At 67.6% G+C, this 15927-nt stretch carries 17 protein-coding genes; 10 read left to right on the forward strand and 7 right to left on the reverse strand.

Annotated elements, in window-relative coordinates:
• Positions 1 to 89 precede the first annotated feature (89 nt).
• The gene (dnaN, locus tag L0P92_RS06105) at positions 90 to 1220 is read right to left on the reverse strand and encodes a DNA polymerase III subunit beta (protein ID WP_062707841.1); all 1131 of its coding nucleotides are present in this window, start codon (positions 1218 to 1220) and stop codon (positions 90 to 92) included.
• An 832-nt stretch (positions 1221 to 2052) separates the two neighbouring features.
• On the opposite strand from dnaN, the gene L0P92_RS45165 reads away from it, so the two are divergent.
• Complete coding sequence (locus tag L0P92_RS45165; protein ID WP_273633999.1) at positions 2053 to 2175, forward strand: hypothetical protein; 123 nt, start codon at positions 2053 to 2055, stop codon at positions 2173 to 2175.
• On the opposite strand, the gene dnaA is transcribed toward L0P92_RS45165, so the two are convergent.
• A complete protein-coding gene (dnaA, locus tag L0P92_RS06110; protein WP_234761478.1) occupies positions 2172 to 3488 on the reverse strand; it encodes a chromosomal replication initiator protein DnaA in 1317 nt (438 codons plus the stop codon). The two genes, L0P92_RS45165 and dnaA, sit on opposite strands and share 4 nt — an antisense overlap.
• Before the next feature lie 382 nt (positions 3489 to 3870).
• Here dnaA and rpmH point away from each other — a divergent pair, with 382 nt between their 5' ends.
• From rpmH to L0P92_RS06155, 9 genes are all read left to right on the forward strand, one after another.
• A complete protein-coding gene (gene rpmH, locus L0P92_RS06115; protein WP_015659252.1) occupies positions 3871 to 4008 on the forward strand; it encodes a 50S ribosomal protein L34 in 138 nt (45 codons plus the stop codon).
• A gap of 21 nt (positions 4009 to 4029) precedes the next feature.
• Complete coding sequence (gene rnpA / locus L0P92_RS06120) at positions 4030 to 4401, forward strand: ribonuclease P protein component (RefSeq protein ID WP_234761479.1); 372 nt, start codon at positions 4030 to 4032, stop codon at positions 4399 to 4401.
• Positions 4398 to 4751 (forward strand): membrane protein insertion efficiency factor YidD, encoded by a 354-nt coding sequence (gene yidD, locus L0P92_RS06125; protein WP_234761480.1) that lies wholly within the window; start codon positions 4398 to 4400, stop codon positions 4749 to 4751. The genes rnpA and yidD overlap by 4 nt, the downstream gene beginning before the upstream one ends.
• Before the next feature lie 3 nt (positions 4752 to 4754).
• Positions 4755 to 6044, forward strand: a complete 1290-nt coding sequence (yidC, locus tag L0P92_RS06130; protein ID WP_234761481.1) for a membrane protein insertase YidC — start codon at positions 4755 to 4757, stop codon at positions 6042 to 6044.
• A 15-nt stretch (positions 6045 to 6059) separates the two neighbouring features.
• Positions 6060 to 6572 carry a Jag family protein gene (locus tag L0P92_RS06135; protein ID WP_234761482.1) on the forward strand — a complete coding sequence of 171 codons (513 nt, stop codon included), beginning with the start codon at positions 6060 to 6062 and terminating at the stop codon, positions 6570 to 6572.
• A 122-nt stretch (positions 6573 to 6694) separates the two neighbouring features.
• A complete protein-coding gene (rsmG, locus tag L0P92_RS06140) occupies positions 6695 to 7411 on the forward strand; it encodes a 16S rRNA (guanine(527)-N(7))-methyltransferase RsmG (protein ID WP_234761483.1) in 717 nt (238 codons plus the stop codon).
• Positions 7412 to 7709: 298 nt separating this feature from the next.
• On the forward strand, positions 7710 to 8783 hold the full coding sequence (locus L0P92_RS06145; protein ID WP_273634001.1) for a ParA family protein: 1074 nt from the start codon (positions 7710 to 7712) through the stop codon (positions 8781 to 8783).
• Entirely contained in the window at positions 8780 to 9877 is a 1098-nt protein-coding gene (locus L0P92_RS06150) for a ParB/RepB/Spo0J family partition protein (protein WP_234761484.1), read from the forward strand. The genes L0P92_RS06145 and L0P92_RS06150 overlap by 4 nt, the downstream gene beginning before the upstream one ends.
• A 319-nt stretch (positions 9878 to 10196) precedes the next feature.
• Positions 10197 to 10814 (forward strand): GNAT family N-acetyltransferase, encoded by a 618-nt coding sequence (locus L0P92_RS06155; RefSeq protein ID WP_234761485.1) that lies wholly within the window; start codon positions 10197 to 10199, stop codon positions 10812 to 10814.
• Positions 10815 to 10881: 67 nt separating this feature from the next.
• On the opposite strand, the gene trxA is transcribed toward L0P92_RS06155, so the two are convergent.
• From trxA to L0P92_RS06180, 5 genes are all read right to left on the reverse strand, one after another.
• Positions 10882 to 11214 (reverse strand): thioredoxin, encoded by a 333-nt coding sequence (gene trxA / locus L0P92_RS06160; protein WP_234761486.1) that lies wholly within the window; start codon positions 11212 to 11214, stop codon positions 10882 to 10884.
• 53 nt (positions 11215 to 11267) lie between these two features.
• Entirely contained in the window at positions 11268 to 12236 is a 969-nt protein-coding gene (gene trxB / locus L0P92_RS06165) for a thioredoxin-disulfide reductase (RefSeq protein ID WP_234761487.1), read from the reverse strand.
• 170 nt (positions 12237 to 12406) lie between these two features.
• Positions 12407 to 13345, reverse strand: coding sequence for an anti-sigma factor family protein (locus L0P92_RS06170; protein WP_234761488.1), 939 nt, complete (start codon positions 13343 to 13345; stop codon positions 12407 to 12409).
• The gene (sigM, locus tag L0P92_RS06175; RefSeq protein ID WP_234761489.1) at positions 13342 to 14082 is read right to left on the reverse strand and encodes an RNA polymerase sigma factor SigM; all 741 of its coding nucleotides are present in this window, start codon (positions 14080 to 14082) and stop codon (positions 13342 to 13344) included. Before sigM ends, L0P92_RS06170 begins: the two co-directional genes overlap by 4 nt.
• Positions 14083 to 14112: 30 nt before the next feature.
• Positions 14113 to 15828: a protein kinase family protein gene (locus tag L0P92_RS06180; RefSeq protein ID WP_234761490.1), complete on the reverse strand. Its 1716-nt coding sequence runs from the start codon at positions 15826 to 15828 to the stop codon at positions 14113 to 14115.
• Between the last annotated feature and the right edge of the window lie 99 nt (positions 15829 to 15927).

Here is a 15927-nt window from a genome sequence, read left to right on the forward strand (position 1 = left end):
CATACGCGCTCATACGTACGCCCTCACCTGCGCGTTCTCCCACAGGCCGGGGGCACTTCTCCACCGGCCTGTGGACAACTGTCGGCTGCTCAGCCGCTCAGACGCACCGGCATGATCAGGTACTTGTAGGCCTCGTCCGCCTCGGCGTCCAACGCCGGCTTGCCGCTGAGCAGCGCAGGCTTCGTGGACGTCGTGAAGGACAGCTGGGCGACCGGGGAGTCGATGGCGCTCAGGCCGTCCAGCAGGAAGGTCGGGTTGAAGGCGATCGAGATGTCGTCGCCCTCCAGCTGGGCGTCGACCCTCTCCACAGCCTGTGCGTCGTCGCTGGAGCCGGCCTCCAGGATCAGCACACCCTGCTCGAAGCTCAGCCGCACCGGAGTGTTGCGCTCGGCGACCAGGGCCACACGCTTGACGGCCTCCACGAAGGGGGCGGTCTCGATCACGGCGACGGAGTTGAACTCCGTCGGGAACAGCGTGCGGTACTTCGGGAGGTCGCCCTCCAGCAGACGGGTCGTCGTACGGCGCCCGGCGCCCTCGAAACCGATCAGGCCCTCGCCCGCACCTGAGCCGGACAGCGCCAGCGTCACGCTGTCACCGCTGGTGAGCGCCTTGGCGGTGTCCAGGAGCGTCTTGGCGGGCACCAGGGCGACAGCGGACGCCTCCGGGTTCTCCGGCTTCCACAGGAACTCGCGGACCGCGAAGCGGTAGCGGTCGGTGGACGCCAGCGTCACCGTGTCGCCCTCGATCTCGATGCGCACACCGGTCAGGACGGGCAGCGTGTCGTCGCGGCCGGCCGCGATGGCGACCTGGGCGGCCGCGGACGCGAAGACCTCGCCGGGGACGGTGCCCGTGGCGTTCGGCATCTGCGGCAGCGCCGGGTACTCCTCCACAGGCAGTGTGTGGAGTGTGAACCGCGAGGAGCCGCAGACCACGGTCGCCCGTACACCGTCTGTGGAAATCTCCACCGGCCGGTTGGGGAGCGCGCGGCAGATGTCCGCGAGCAGTCGGCCCGAGACCAGGACCGTGCCCTCCTCCTCGACCTCCGTCTCCACCGACACCCGCGCCGAGACCTCGTAGTCGAAGCTGGACAGGCTCAGCTGGCCGTCCTCGGCCTTGAGGAGGAGGCCGGCGAGGACAGGCGCCGGCGGACGGGCCGGAAGGCTGCGTGCCGCCCAGGCCACTGCCTCCGCGAGTACGTCGCGTTCCACCCGGATCTTCACTGTTGCCGCCTCCTGCTGTTGCCGGCGCTTCTCGCTCTGCCTGGCCCTCGTCGTCTGTCTCTGTGTCGTCGGCCCCTGTGAGGGGAAGGACACCGGGGACCAGTCTGACGCACGGCACTGACAGTAGGTGCCTCTCGGGGTCAAGTCGTGACGAGGGGCAGCCGGGGGCCGGACGGCGAGTTGTGCACAGGACCCTCTTCGAAACGAATTCCCAGCTCTCTCTAGTTGGGAGTAGTAGTAGGGCCTGTGGATACCGTGGATAACCTCGTTTGCCCAGCTCAGAGCGGAGATTTTGTCCACGGGGCCTGTGGGTGGCGGCGGTGGACAACTCAGCGTTTCTGTGGAGAACGGAAAGTTCTGCACACCCCGTGCACAGGTCGGGGCGACTTCTCCCCAGCGCCGTCCCCAGCTTTACCCACGTTTCCCACAGCCCAACCCGGCACCTTCGTGTGACGCCTTTCACTCGGGCCGGTGAGGAGGCGCGTCGTGTTGCCGAACAGTGGACAGCGATGTGGAGAAGGTGGGGATCGCTGGGGACAACCGGCCACAGCCTGTGGGTTGCCCGTGGACAACTTGATGCACAGCCTGTGGATCTTTTCGCTGTCCACAGTCTGTGGAGATCGTTCGTCCACGAATCCACAACCAGCTGACCTGGTCTGATGGTCTTTCAACAGGCGGCCCTGTGGACACAGTCTGGACAACTTCCCAGTCCCCAGGGTGTGGACGCCAGAAAGTCACCGAATCTGTGGAGAGCGGCCGTAACCCGGCAGGTAATCGAACAGCCGGTGGCCGGACGTTCGGCCGTGGCATGACGAGGGACATGAGGAGCGGCATGGCGAGCCGCGTGACGAGCGACATGACGAAGGGCGCCCCCGGAACCTTCTCCGGGGGCGCCCTGGGCGTCGTACGGCGGCTCTCGCGGCCGTCGGCCGGCTGCGTCGGCCCGCTCCGCTAGCCGTTCTTGATGCGGTTGGTCAGCTCGGTGACCTGGTTGTAGATGGAGCGCCGCTCGGCCATCAGATTGCGGATCTTGCGGTCGGCGTGCATCACGGTGGTGTGGTCGCGGCCGCCGAACAGCGCGCCGATCTTCGGCAGCGAGAGGTCCGTCAGCTCACGGCACAGGTACATGGCGATCTGCCGGGCGGTCACCAGAGCGCGGCCGCGCGAGGTGCCGCACAGGTCCTCGACGGTCAGGCCGAAGTAGTCGGCGGTGGCGCTCATGATGGCGGTGGACGTGATCTCGGGGGCCGAGTCCTCGCCGCCGGGGATCAGGTCCTTCAGGACGATCTCCGTCAGGCCCAGGTCCACCGGCTGCCGGTTGAGCGACGCGAACGCCGTCACCCGGATCAGCGCGCCCTCCAGCTCGCGGATGTTGCGCGAGATGCGGGAGGCGATGAACTCCAGGACCTCCGGAGGGGCGTTGAGCTGCTCCTGGACCGCCTTCTTGCGGAGGATCGCGATACGCGTCTCCAGCTCGGGCGGCTGGACGTCGGTGATCAGACCCCACTCGAAACGGTTCCGCAGCCGGTCCTCCAGGGTGACCAGCTGCTTGGGCGGCCGGTCGCTGGAGAGCACGATCTGCTTGTTCGCGTTGTGGAGCGTGTTGAAGGTGTGGAAGAACTCCTCCTGCGTCGACTCCTTGTCCGCGAGGAACTGGATGTCGTCGACGAGCAGGATGTCCATCTCGCGGTAGCGCTTGCGGAAGCTGTCGCCCTTGCCGTCGCGGATGGAGTTGATGAACTCGTTGGTGAACTCCTCGGAGCTCACATATCGCACGCGCGTGCCCGGGTAGAGGCTGCGCGCGTAGTGCCCGATCGCGTGCAGCAGGTGTGTCTTGCCGAGGCCCGACTCTCCGTAGATGAAGAGGGGGTTGTACGCCTTGGCGGGTGCCTCGGCGACGGCGACGGCGGCCGCGTGGGCGAAGCGGTTGGAGGCGCCGATGACGAACGTGTCGAAGAGGTACTTCGGGTTCAGGCGCGCGGTGGGTTCGCCGGCGGAGTCGTCGACGGTGATCGCGATGCGGATCGGACGGCCGCATTCGCGGCTCAGGGTCTCGCTGACGATCGGGGCCAGACGGCCCTCCAGTACGCCCTTCGCAAATTCGTTCGGTACGGCGAGGAGGGCGGTGTCGGCCACCAGCGCGAGCGGCTGGCAGCGGCGGATCCAGTGTTCGTCCTTGACCTCGACGCCCTGCCCGCGACCCTCACCGAGAAGCTGCTCGAGTACTCGTGGCCACACTGCGGCAAGATCGGCAGGTACGTCAGCCACAGGGCACGCTCTCTCACGGGTCCCACGAACGTGTGATGGTGGGACGGGTCGGGATTCAAAAGGGGTGGAGCCAGAATCAAGGGGACAAGGGAACGAATCGGAGTTCAGCCACGGTAGTCAGGGCGACCGGTGCGGTTCAAGTTGTTGTCCCCAGCCTGTGGATAGTGTCTCCCAGTGACCTCTGGTTTGACCGGATGGCGTAGCCGCGCGTACCGTAACCAGGTCGAGTTGTCGATGGCTGCTGCCGCCTGCCTCCGATGGGCACAGATCGCCTCGGGTGATCGGGAAGCGGTGCACTCGGGCGTAACGCGAGCTACTCGTGGGCGCACGGTGACAGCCAGGACGGCACCCGCAAACCCCGATTTATTTCTGGAGCCCCCGAGTGAGCAAGCGCACCTTCCAGCCGAACAACCGTCGTCGCGCGAAGACCCATGGCTTCCGCCTGCGGATGCGCACCCGTGCCGGCCGCGCGATTCTCGCGAACCGTCGTGCCAAGGGTCGCGCCAGCCTGTCCGCCTGATTCCGGTCAGGTCATGCCGTCGTGCTGCCCACCGAGAACCGGCTGAGGCGGCGCGAGGACTTCGCGACCGCGGTTCGACGAGGACGCCGGGCAGGCCGCCCGACACTCGTCGTCCACCTTCGTAGCGGTGCCACGGACCCGCACGCGCCTGGGGAGAGCGCTCCCTCGACGCGTGCGGGTTTCGTCGTGAGCAAGGCTGTGGGCGGCGCGGTCGTACGGAACAAGGTGAAGCGCCGGCTTCGCCATCTGATGCGCGACCGAGTCGACCAGCTGCCCCCCGGTAGCCTGGTAGTCGTACGAGCGCTGCCCGGTGCGGGTGACGCCGACCATGCACAGCTGGCCCGAGACCTGGATGCCGCTCTGCAGCGGCTCCTGGGAGGGGGCGCGCGATGAAGTACCCACTGCTGGCTCTGATCAAGCTGTACCAGTGGACGATCAGTCCGCTGCTCGGGCCGGTGTGCAAGTACTACCCGTCGTGTTCCCACTACGGCTACACGGCGATCGACCGGCACGGTGCGATCAAGGGCACGGCGCTCACCGCCTGGCGCATCCTGCGGTGCAATCCGTGGTCGCTGGGTGGTGTGGACCATGTCCCGCCACGCAAGCGCCCGCGGTGGCACGAGTCGCTGCGCAATGCGTGGCGTGCACGGAAGGGCGGGCCCTCCGCCGCCGAAACGGCCACCGAGGAGAATGTTCCTTCGAGCCCGGCCGCAGAGACCTCGTCCCATGCGCAAGGAGCATGATTAGTGGACACGATTGCCAGCCTCTTCAGCTTCATCACGACACCCGTTTCATGGGTCATCGTCCAGTTCCACTCGGTGTACGGCGCGATCTTCGGCCCTGACACCGGATGGGCCTGGGGCCTGTCCATCGTGTCCCTGGTGATCCTGATCCGTATCTGCCTGATCCCGCTCTTCGTGAAGCAGATCAAGGCGACCCGGGCCATGCAGACGCTCCAGCCCGAGATGAAGAAGATCCAGGAGCGCTACAAGAACGACAAGCAGCGTCAGTCCGAAGAGATGATGAAGCTGTACAAGGAGACGGGCACCAACCCGCTCTCCTCGTGCCTTCCCATCCTGGCGCAGTCGCCGTTCTTCTTCGCCCTGTACCACGTGCTCAACAGCATCGCCAACGGTGACACCATCGGTGTGATCAACCAGAGCCTGCTGGAGAGCGCGCAGAAGGCGCACATCTTCGGCGCCCCGCTCGCCGCGAAGTTCACCGACAGCTCCGCGGATGTCGCGGCGATGGACAACGCCTCGCTGGTCACGGTCCGCATCGTCACCGCGGTCATGATCGTCCTGATGTCGGCGTCGCAGTTCTACACGCAGCGTCAGCTGATGACGAAGAACGTCGACACCACGGTGAAGACGCCGTTCATGCAGCAGCAGAAGATGCTGATGTACGTCTTCCCGGTCATGTTCGCCGTCTTCGGCATCAACTTCCCGGTCGGTGTCCTCGTCTACTGGCTGACCACCAACGTGTGGACCATGGGTCAGCAGATGTACGTCATCCGCAACAACCCGACGCCGGGTTCCAAGGCCCAGGCCGCGTACCTGGAGCGTCTCACCAAGCACGTCACGCAGCACGGCAAGGCCCGCAGGCGCAGTGAGCGCGTCATCATCAAGGCGATCGTCGCCAAGGGTCGTGACCGCAACGACCACGAGCGCAAGTTCATCAACGGCCTGAGCAAGGCGGGTCTCGCGGCGCAGACCGACGGCAGTGTGATCAAGAGCGAGGGCGCCGTCGCCACTGTGACCGAGGACGGTACGCCGACCACGGCTGGTGCGTCCAAGCGTCAGCAGCCGAAGCGGCAGAGCAAGTCCCAGCGTCAGTCCGGCGGTGCGAAGCAGGGTGGTGAGCCGACCGCCTCGCTTCAGAAGTCCGACGAGCCCGAGGACGCCAAGCCCGGCGCTGCCAAGTCCGACGCTGCCAAGAAGCCCGCGCAGAAGTCCGGCGGCGGTACCCGCAGCAAGGCCCAGTCCGGGCAGCGCAAGGGCGGCCCGCAGCGCCCCAAGTCCCCGTCCAAGAAGTAAGAAGGAGCCCATCCCGTGACGGAAGGCACCACCTCCGCCGCTGCCGAGGGTGCAGACACCCTGACCCGCCTGGAGCAGGAGGGCGAGATCGCGGCGGACTACCTCGAGGGTCTGCTCGACATCGCCGATCTCGACGGCGACATCGACATGGACGTCGAGGCCGACCGCGCCGCTGTCTCGATCATCAGCGACGCGGGCAGCCGAGACCTGCAGAAGCTGGTCGGGCGTGACGGCGAGGTGCTGGAGGCATTGCAGGAGCTCACGCGCCTGGCCGTGCACCGGGAGACCGGGGACCGCAGCCGGCTGATGCTGGACATCGCCGGCTACCGGGCCACGAAGCGCGCCGAGCTCTCCGAGCTGGGCGCCAAGGCCGCCGCCGAGGTCAAGAGCACGGGCGAGCCCGTGAAGCTGAAGCCGATGACTCCGTTCGAGCGCAAGGTCGTGCACGACGCGGTCAAGTCCGCGGGACTGCGCAGCGAGTCCGAGGGCGAGGAACCGCAGCGGTTCGTCGTCGTGCTCCCCGCCTGATCGGCCCGTTCGTTCCCCCGGCCCCGTCTGCCCGCAGACGGGGCCGAACTTTGTCAGCCTGATAGTTCTGGTGGTTCTGGTGTCGGCGCTCGGTGCGCCGGCGGTACGGAAGGACGGTCCCCGTGACGGAGGCAGCGGAGCTTCCCCCTGCGCCCGAGCAGGCACGTGAGGTGTTCGGTGATCGCTTCGCTGATGCGGTCCGCTACGCCGAACTGCTCGCCGAGGCGGGAGTGCAGCGTGGTCTGATCGGCCCACGCGAGGTGCCCCGCCTGTGGGAGCGGCATCTGCTGAACTGCGCCGTGCTCTCCGAGGTCGTGCCCGAGAACGTGACGGTGTGCGATGTCGGCTCGGGTGCGGGCCTGCCCGGCATTCCCCTGGCCCTGGTCCGCGAGGACCTGAAGATCACTCTGCTGGAGCCCTTGCTGCGGCGTACGAACTTCCTGACGGAGGTCGTGGAACTGCTGGGGCTGGACCATGTGACGGTCGTCCGTGGTCGTGCCGAAGAGGTCATGGGGAAGTTGCCGCCGGTCCATGTGGTGACCGCACGTGCGGTGGCACCACTGGACCGGCTGGCCACCTGGGGCATCCCGCTGCTGCGCCCGTACGGCGAGATGCTCGCCCTCAAGGGTGACACTGCCGAGGAGGAGCTGAAGAGCGCCTCGACGGCCCTGAGCAAGCTCGGTGCGGTGGAGACGTCGATCCTGCATGTGGGTGACGGCATTGTGGATCCCCCGTCGACGGTCGTGCGGGTCGAGGTCGGGGAGAGCCCGGGCGGTGTGCGGTTCGCCGCGAAGCGGGCCAAGGCTGCGAGGACGGGGCGGGCGCGCCGCCGACGCTGATCCGTCCTGACGACGAGACGTACTCCACACAAGCTGGCAAACCTACCCATGCCGGAGTGTCGCGACAGTTCGGCGTCGGCTGCTGTGCATCGTGTTTCACGTGAAACGTCGCTCACTGCTGCACGGCATCATCAGTCGTGGCCGCGCCGCGGCCGAACCTCGGGACCGAAAGCCCCTCGGTTCTCTCGGAGAGGGTGCTTCTGACGACACTCCGTCCCCCTTGAGGGGCACGGAGTTGTCCACAGAGGTGGATTTCTCCACAGAACACCAGGCCTCACTGGTTCACGACCCCGAAGACATGGGAGGCTCTGTTCATTGCGAGCCTGAAGTCGAGGAGAGTGAATCCTTGCGGTCCGACGCCAACATCGCGGGACCGATGACCGATCCGGTCCCCGGTCCCCGTACCGAGTCGATGGGGGAGGATGTTTCACGTGAAACACCGCCCCCGATGGACGACACTCCCATCGGTCGTGCTGCCCAACTGGCGGTGGAAGCTCTAGGCCGCGCCGGCGAGGGCCTGCCACGGCCCGAGCAGACCCGCGTCATCGTGGTCGCCAACCAGAAGGGGGGCGTGGGCAAGACGACGACGACCGTCAACCTTGCCGCATCGCTCGCCCTGCATGGCGGCCGGGTGCTGGTCATCGACCTCGACCCGCAGGGCAACGCGTCCACTGCTCTGGGGATCGATCATCACGCCGAAGTCCCTTCCATCTACGACGTGTTGGTCGAGAGCAAGCCGCTTGCGGAAGTCGTCCAGCCGGTCCCCGATGTCGAGGGTCTCTTCTGCGCCCCTGCCACGATCGATCTCGCCGGTGCGGAGATCGAGCTGGTATCCCTGGTGGCGCGCGAGAGCCGACTCCAGCGGGCCATTCAGGCTTACGAGCAGCCACTGGACTACGTCCTCATCGACTGCCCGCCCTCGCTCGGCCTGCTGACGGTCAATGCGCTGGTGGCCGGGCAGGAGGTCCTGATCCCGATCCAGTGCGAGTACTACGCGCTGGAGGGGCTGGGCCAGCTGCTGCGGAACGTCGACCTGGTGCGGGGGCACCTCAACCCCGCTCTGCACGTCTCGACGATCCTGCTCACCATGTACGACGGCCGGACGCGGCTCGCGTCCCAGGTCGCGGACGAGGTACGCAACCACTTCGGTGACGAGGTGCTGAGGACCAGCATTCCCCGCTCGGTCCGAATCTCCGAGGCGCCGAGCTATGGGCAGACGGTTCTGACTTACGATCCAGGATCGAGCGGTGCCCTGTCCTATCTTGAGGCGGCACGAGAAATCGCGCTGAAGGGTGTCGGCGTCAGTTACGACCCGACGCACGCCCACTTCGGCGCCCAGAGCAATCCGAGCATGGCGGAGGGGATCCAGTGAGCGAGCGACGGAGGGGGTTGGGCCGTGGTCTCGGCGCACTGATCCCTGCTGCACCGACGGAGAAGACGGTGCCCCCTGCTGCGATGGGAGGCGCCGCGTCCCCGTCCCCGGCTGCCGTCCCGGTGCTGAGCGAGCGCGGGGTGGCCGCGGCCAAGGTGGCCACACTGCCGCCTGTTTCACATGAAACCGAGGAGCCGGCATCCCACGGTGCCGTGGAGACGCCCGCACCTCCCATGGGCGCCCATTTCGCGGAGATCTCCCTTGAGGCGATCACGCCGAACCCACGGCAGCCGCGTGAGGTCTTCGACGAGGATGCGCTGCAAGAACTGGTCACCTCCATCCAGGAGGTCGGTCTCCTCCAGCCGATCGTCGTACGACAGATCGGTCCCGCGCACTACGAGCTCATCATGGGCGAGCGGCGCTGGCGGGCCTGCCGTGAGGCCGGCCTCGAAGCGATCCCGGCGATCGTGCGGGCCACGGACGACGAGAAGCTTCTCCTGGACGCCCTCCTGGAGAACCTGCATCGGGCTCAGCTGAATCCGATCGAAGAGGCGGCTGCCTACGATCAGCTGCTGAAGGACTTCAACTGCACCCACGATCAGCTGGCGGACCGCATCGGCCGTTCTCGCCCGCAGGTCTCCAACACCCTGCGGCTGCTGAAGCTCTCGCCGAAGGTCCAGAACCGGGTGGCCGCCGGAGTGCTCTCCGCTGGACATGCTCGGGCGCTGCTCTCCGTCGACGATCCGGAGGAGCAGGAGCGGCTGGCTTACCGGGTGGTGGCCGAGGGTCTCTCGGTTCGTTCCGTCGAAGAGATCGTGAGTCTGATGGACTCCCGTCCGCAGAAGGCTCAGCGCTCCAGGGGGCCGCGGGCCGGCTCCGTGCCCTCCCCGGCGCTTTCCGACCTCGCCACCCGCCTCTCGGACCGCTTCGAGACACGGGTGAAGGTCGAACTGGGCCAGAAGAAGGGCAAGATCACCGTCGAGTTCGCCTCCCCGGACGACCTTGAGCGCATCCTCAGCACGCTCGCTCCAGGCGAGAAGCTGGCTCTTCAGAAGAGTCTCCTGGACGGCGACGCGGACGACACCGAGCTCTGAGGTTCGGTCGGCGAGGTCTCCTTCCTGGCTGCCTGTGCGGGCCGTGTCCGGTGTGTACCGGAACACGGCCCGCACTTTGCTTTCTGGCGGTATCGAGGGAATCGCTTCGTGGATACGATGCGATCGGGTATGGCGCATCCACCTGGCAAGACCTCTAAGGGGAGGCGGGGTCCATGCGAACGGTGAGCCGCACCGGACTGGTGAGCGCGGGTCTTGGGCTGGGCGCGGTCGGCGGGTTCGTCGGCAGCCTGCTCAGGGAACGGAGCGCCCTGACGGCCGCCCGTGATGCCGCGGGCGAAGGAAGCGAGGAACAGCCTTCATGGGGCGTCGGCTCGTACCGCTCACGCTGGACAACCTTCCGGACCTTCCCAAGCGCTGCCGCGCGTGTGTCTTCTGGGAGTTGGACCCGGTCAGCGGTGAAGCCGCGGTAAAGACCGGTACCGCCGGCTTGGAGAAGGAAGCCTGGATCTCCGCCGTCCTGCTGGACTGGGGCTCCTGCGGTCGGGTCGTCTACGTCGATGATGTGCCTGTGGGCTTTGTGCTCTACGCCCCGCCGGCTTATGTGCCCCGCGCGACGGCGTTCCCCACGAGCCCCGTGTCGCCGGACGCGGTGCAGCTGATGACCGCGTTCATCATGCCGGGCTACCAGGGACAGGGATTGGGCCGAGTGATGGTCCAGACGGTCGCCAAGGATCTGCTACGGCGAGGCTTCAAGGCCATCGAGGCCTTCGGAGACGCACGCTGGAAAGAGCCGGCGTGTGTGCTGCCTGCCGACCATCTCCTCGCCGTGGGGTTCAAGACGGTGCGCCCCCACCCCACCTTCCCGCGTCTGCGGCTGGAACTGCGGACGACGCTGTCCTGGAAGGAAGACGTGGAGATGGCGATCGACCGGCTGCTGGGGGCCGTACAGAAGGAACCGGCGTTGAGGCCGCTCTAGAGCGGGTGCATCGAAAGCGAATGGGCCAACCCCTGAGGGTTGGCCCATTCGTGTTTCACGTGAAACATCACTCGGCGATGAAGTCCTCGAGGTCGCGAACGATCGCGGCCTTCGGCTTCGCGCCGACGATGGTCTTGGCGACCTCGCCGTTCTGGTAGACGTTCAGCGTCGGGATGGACATGACGCCGTACTTGGCGGCCGTACCCGGGTTCTCGTCGATGTTGAGCTTGACGATCTCGATCTTGTCGCCGTACTCGGAGGCGATGGCCTCAAGGGACGGCGCGATCTGGCGGCACGGTCCGCACCAGGCGGCCCAGAAGTCCACCAGGACGGGCTTGTCGCTCTTGAGGACGTCCTGCTCGAAGGAGTCGTCGGTCACGTTCTTCAGGGTGCCGGCCACGGCGGGCTCCTTAACTATGTGGTGCGTGGGGCGGATGGGGATCAGGCAGGGGGTCAGACAGCGGTCTTCTCGGGCTCGGCCTGCTCCTCGTCCGCAAGGGCGGCGAGGAAGCGCTCGGCGTCGAGAGCGGCGGAGCAGCCGGTACCGGCGGCGGTGATCGCCTGGCGGTAGGTGTGGTCGACCACGTCGCCGGCGCCGAAGACACCGGTCAGGTTGGTGCGGGTGGAGGGGGCGGCGACCTTGAGGTAGCCCTCCTCGTCCAGCTCCAGCTGGCCCTTGAACAGCTCGGTGCGCGGGTCATGGCCGATCGCGATGAACAGGCCGGTGACCGCCAGGTCCGAGAGTTCGCCGGTCTTGATGTTGCGCAGCTTCAGGCCGGAGAGCTTCTGGTCGCCCTGGACCTCGGCGACCTCGCTGTCCCAGACGAACTTGATCTTCGGGTCGGCGAAGGCGCGGTCCTGCATCGCCTTCGAGGCGCGCAGGGTGTCACGCCGGTGGACGATGGTCACCGACTTGGCGAAGCGCGAGAGGAAGGTGGCCTCCTCCATCGCGGTGTCGCCGCCGCCGATCACGGCGATGTCCTGGTCCTTGAAGAAGAAGCCGTCGCAGGTGGCACACCAGGAGACGCCACGGCCGGAGAGGGCGTCCTCGTTCGGCAGGCCGAGCTTGCGGTGCTGCGAGCCGGTGGCGACGATGATGGCCTTGGCCCGGTGGACCGTGCCCGCGGTGTCCGTGACGGTCTTGATCTCACCGTTCAGGTCGACGTTGACGATGTCGTCCGGGACGAGCTCGGCTCCGAAGCGCTCGGCCTGGGAGCGCATGTTGTCCATGAGCTCGGGGCCCATGATGCCGTCCTGGAAGCCCGGGAAGTTCTCCACGTCGGTCGTGTTCATGAGCGCACCGCCTGCGGTGACGGCACCTTCGAACACAAGCGGCTTCAGCGACGCGCGCGCGGTGTAGAGCGCCGCCGTGTAGCCGGCGGGCCCGGAGCCGATGATGATCACGTTACGGACGTCGCTCACGGCTTGATTCCTCGTCTCTGGACTGCGTCGTCGGACCGGGGGGAGCCCCTTTCAGAACTCTCATCCCACCCAACGGATCCTAAGGGGCGCGCATTCCCACTGTGTCCGGGCACACGGTGACGCCACACCGTAGGAGTTGCCAGGGCAGACGGAGACGAACCGCCGGGCTGTCAGGAACGCGCGTAGGACTTCTGGAGAAGGACCTTGGCCGTGGTGGAGGACGGATGCTTCACACAGGTCGCGTCCATCAGGTAGACGGTGACCCTGCTGTTGTTGGTCGCATCCGGCAACACGACGAGCAGGGCGTCCTTGCCCTTGTAGACGCCTTCCTCCGCCGCGAGTGCTGCCTCGTCCCGGCCGATGCCCTTCCTGACACATTCGGGCACCGTGATCTCACGCAGGATCTGAGGGCTCTTGGTGTCGGGTCCGCCTTGCGTACCCAGACTGCGGTCGGGCTTGCCGGAGCTCTCTGGGGAGCTCTCGCTCTTGGCGAGGAGATCGGCGACCTGCGTCTCCAGCTTCGCTGCGGAGAACGTGTCGGTGGCGGTCTGCCCGCCGTCGGCCGTGGGACCGGCCCCTCCGCCACCCATCAGCGAGGTCAGCAACACCGAACCGAGGCCCACGGCGGCGGCTGTGAACGCGGCGCTGAGGACGGCGACCTTGCGGCGCCCTGCCTTCGTGCGGTTCTTGCGGTTCTTGCGGCCGGGACCGGTGGCCGCGGAGCGGGCGTGGCCCGCCGGACGGTCTGCCGTGGCCGATGTTTCACGTGAAACATGCGCGCTGTCGTGCGCACCGGAGGCCGAGCGGGCCGCTTCGGTGTGGGGCGTCGTCGCTTCGGCGTCATCCGACGTCGTGGCGTTCAGCAGTGCCTCCGCTGCGAGAGCGGCGTTGATGCGGCCCGCGACATCGGCAGGCATGCGCGGAGGGCCGGGCAGGGTGCCCAGGAGGTCCCTGATCTCTTCCAGCGAGGCGTGGACGTCCGCGCACAGCTCGCACTGCTCCAGATGCCGGCGCACGTCGGCGGTCCTGGACGGGGAGAGAAGGCCCTCGGTGAGGTCGGAGATCTCGGCGACGTCCGGGTGCCCGGCCGTGTCCGTCGTGGATGTCACGCTCGCCCACCTCCGCCCTTCACTGCAGCTGAATCACTCGGCCCGGTATCTCGCGGATCCGTGGCCGGTGGCCTCGTGGTCGGTGGACCCGCTGCCGGTGGGACGGATGTCCCCTGCGTCCGGTTCCGCCTCTCACCGGTGTCCTTGCCGTCGCTGGCGCTTTCCGGCCTCAGATGCGTGAGCAGAGGCAGGAGTCTGGCCCTGCCGCGTGCGCATCGGCTCTTGATCGTGCCGGTGGGCACATCGAGTACGCGGGCCGCTTCCGCGACCGGGTAGCCCTGCATGTCCACCAGGACGAGCGCCGCGCGCTGGTCCGGCGGCAGCGTGCCGAGGGCCTCCAGGAGCTGGCGGTGCAGATCGTTGCGCTCTGCCGGCGCGGACGCCTCCTCGTGGGGCTCCAGCAACTGCTCCAGGCGCTCGGTGTCGTCGACGGGGGAGGTCTTGCGGGAGGCCGCCTTGCGGGCGCGGTCCAGGCAGGCGTTCACGGTGATCCGGTGCAGCCAGGTCGTGACGGCCGACTGGCCCCTGAAGGTGTGGGCGGCCCGGTAGGCGGAAACGAGGGCGTCCTGGACGGCATCAGCGGCCTCCTCGCGGTCGCCCAGCGTCCGCAGCGCCACCGCCCAGAGCCGATCCCGATGCCGCCGCACGAGCTCACCGAAGGCGTCGGGGTCGCCCTTCACGTGGAGGGCGAGGAGATCCCGGTCGCTCACGTCGCGGTGAGCGGTGCCATCTGCCATCGGACCCCCTCCCCTTGGATCTCGTGAGTTCTAGCCGGTGAACTTCAGGTCGGTGATGGCCTGCTTGAACCCGGAGCCGCTGTACTGGTCCCCGTCCGCATGGGGCATGGCAGTGAGCCATACGAGAACGTACTGGGTCTTCACCGGCTTGGTGACCTTCACTGTCGCACTCGTGCCGCTCGTCGTGACGCTGCCGATCTTTTCCATCGAGTCCAGCGACGAGGGCGTCAGCGAGTCCGAGGCGTAGAGCGAGACAGTGGTGTGATTGCCGGGGTACAGCAGCCCTATCGACGCGGCCGACACCGTCTGAGCCGAGCCGAGGTCGTAGACGATGCCGACCCCGGACTTGTAGGCGGTGATGTCCGGACCGTCGACGAAGCTCTTGCTGCGCCAGTACGTCGAGCTGTCGCCGTCGTACGTCTTGCCCACGTCCTCCGGCGCCTGCGCCCCGCCCTTGGCGACGAACTCCTGGGCGTTCTGAATCTCGATCGGCTTGACCGGCTTGGCCTTGTCGCTGCTCTTGTCGTTGTCGTCCGTCGTCTGCGTCTGGTTGCTGTCCTCGGACTTGCCGCCCTGGTCCATGAGCGCGTCCGCCAGCTGCCAGCTGCCAAGGCCCAGTGCGGCGATCAGGAGGGCTGAGACGGCCCACTTCAGGGCCTTGCCCGTGCGGCTCTGCAGTGGAGGCGGCGGGGCCGGCACCGGCTGGGTGGCGCCAGGGTGGGGTGCCTGGCGGCCGTAGTTGCCCTGCTGGTACGTCGTGCGTTGATAGTCCGGCGGGGCCGTGAAAGAGGGCTCCGGCGGGCGGATGCGGGGCATCTCGCCGATCGCCTTCACCAGTTCCTCCGGCGTCGTGCACGCGGACTCGTGGCGGGACGCCGTCGCGCCGTCGTTGACCAGCGCACGCATGGCGAGCTCCGACAGGCCACGGTGGACGCCGGCACGGACCTGGTCGGGGGCGATCAGACCGACATCCTTGGGCAGCCCGGACAAGCCGTAGGCGTCGCTCTCGTACGGCCACCGCTGGGTGAGCGCGGCGTACAGCAGGGCGCCGATGGCCTCGGTGTCGGTGCGCTGCGGGGTGTCGGAGCTGATGCCGCGCAGCGCGGCGTTCACCGCGAGGCCCCGGATGCGCCACTGGCCGGTCGAGGTGCGCAGCACGGCGTTCGGGTTCAGACGGAGATGGGCCAGGCCCTCGCGGTGGGCGGCGGCCATGGCCGCGGACACCTGCGTGACCATCTGGTAGGCGTCGTACACCTCCAGCGGGCCCGCGGCGAGCAGAGTGCTCATCTCGGTGGCGTCGGGGAGCCACTCGTGGACGACGTAGACGAGGTCGTTCTCCTCGACGGCGTCGAGGACCTGGACGAAGCGGGGGTCGCCGAGAAGCGCGGAGGACCGGGCCGAGGCCAGGACGGACCGGGCCCGCGCGTGGTCCGCCGGCAGGATGTGGACGCCGACGGCGCGACGGAGTTTTTCGTCGACCGCACGCCAACTGCTGAAACCGTCCAGACGGGTGACGCACTCCTCGAGGCGGTAGCGTCTGGCGAGTTTGTGACCGCTGTGCAGTTCGGGCGGTGAGGCCTTTCCGGGACCCTCGGTCCCGCCACTCCCCTGTGCCTCGTCGATGTCCGTGTCCCGCTCCCGATTCTTGGCCACCCCGTCGGCCGTGGACTGGTCCGCCTGAGCGGTCAGCGGCTCGTCGCCGCTGTTGTCTGCCACGTCGACGGCAGCCGTGCTCCGTTCCGCCACCGTCGTTCCTGCCTCCCCATCCATTGCGCGCCGTCCGACTCCGTGCGCGCCGTCCGACGCCGAACCAATTGTGCCCACAGTCCGCCGCTATGCACGACA

Origin of the sequence: Streptomyces muensis (assembly GCF_021474425.1) — a bacterium.
Taxonomy (GTDB): domain Bacteria; phylum Actinomycetota; class Actinomycetes; order Streptomycetales; family Streptomycetaceae; genus Streptomyces; species Streptomyces muensis.